General features: G+C 83.1%; 1 protein-coding gene. It reads right to left on the bottom strand.

The window, feature by feature from the left end; translation table 11 throughout:
- Nucleotides 1-126 precede the first annotated feature (126 nt).
- Nucleotides 127-354, bottom strand: coding sequence for a hypothetical protein (locus RKE29_RS30150; protein WP_312008881.1), 228 nt, complete (start codon nt 352-354; stop codon nt 127-129).
- Nucleotides 355-917: the final 563 nt, after the last annotated feature.

Genomic DNA, 917 nt, shown 5'->3' with positions numbered 1-917 from the left:
GGGCGGGCCGGGCGGCGGGGGAGAGCCCGGGTCCGGATCGGCCGCGGCGCCGGACGGCGGCGACCCGTGGGCGGCGCCCGCGGCGGACTCCGGCGGGTACGCGCCGGGCCGGGCTCCCGAGGAGCCTTACGCGCCGTCGTACGAGCCGCCGGGCGTGGCGGAGTCGCCGGACTCGCCGCCGCTGGGCGTGCCCGCGCCGCTGCCCGCGGGCGCCACGCCGTGGGCGGGGGCGGACACCAACTCGGCGGACGACGACAGCGACCGCTCGGTCGTGCCGCCGGCCACCGTGCTGGCCCCGCCGCTGGCGGGCTCGGACGACGAGGACGACCGGCCAGGGGTGAGGCCGGAGGCCAAGACGGAGCTGATGTCGGGCGGCAGCGCCCTGCCGCCCACGGCCGTGGCCCAGGCTCTGGACCTGCCCGGCGGGTCGCGGGGGCCCGCGGGCGGCCCGGTGGCACCGGCGGATCCGGGACCGGTCGGTCATCCGGATTCGGCGGCGGCCCCGGATCCGGCGGGTCAGGGTCCGGCGGGTCAGGGTCCGGCGGGTCCGGATCGGGGTCTCGGCCTGGTGAAGGGCCCGGGCGGGCCTGACGGGCCGTCTCCGCCGCCCGGGCCGTCCGCGCCTTCCGTGCCGTCCGGCCCGGGTGCGCCGCTGTCCGGGCCTGGCGCGCCCGGCGTTCCGGCCGGGGGGTACGTGCCGACTCAGCTGTTCCCGGGCGCCGAGCCCGGCGGTCCGGGCGCGGCGGATCCCGCCGGGCCGCCCGGTGCTCCTTCCGGCGCCCCGGCCCCGCCGGGTGCCCCGGGTGCCCCGGGTGCTCCTGGCGGCGGGGTGCACGCGGCCGCGACCATGCTCGCCGGCGGCCCGGGCGCTCCCGGTGTGCCGTCCGCGCCCGGTGCGGGCGGCCCGCAGCCGCCCG

The sequence above is a fragment of the Streptomyces sp. B1866 genome, assembly GCF_031932565.1.
GTDB lineage: Bacteria > Actinomycetota > Actinomycetes > Streptomycetales > Streptomycetaceae > Streptomyces.
The sequence above is the reverse complement of the archived record's forward strand: the minus strand, read 5'-3'. Positions and strand labels throughout refer to the sequence as shown.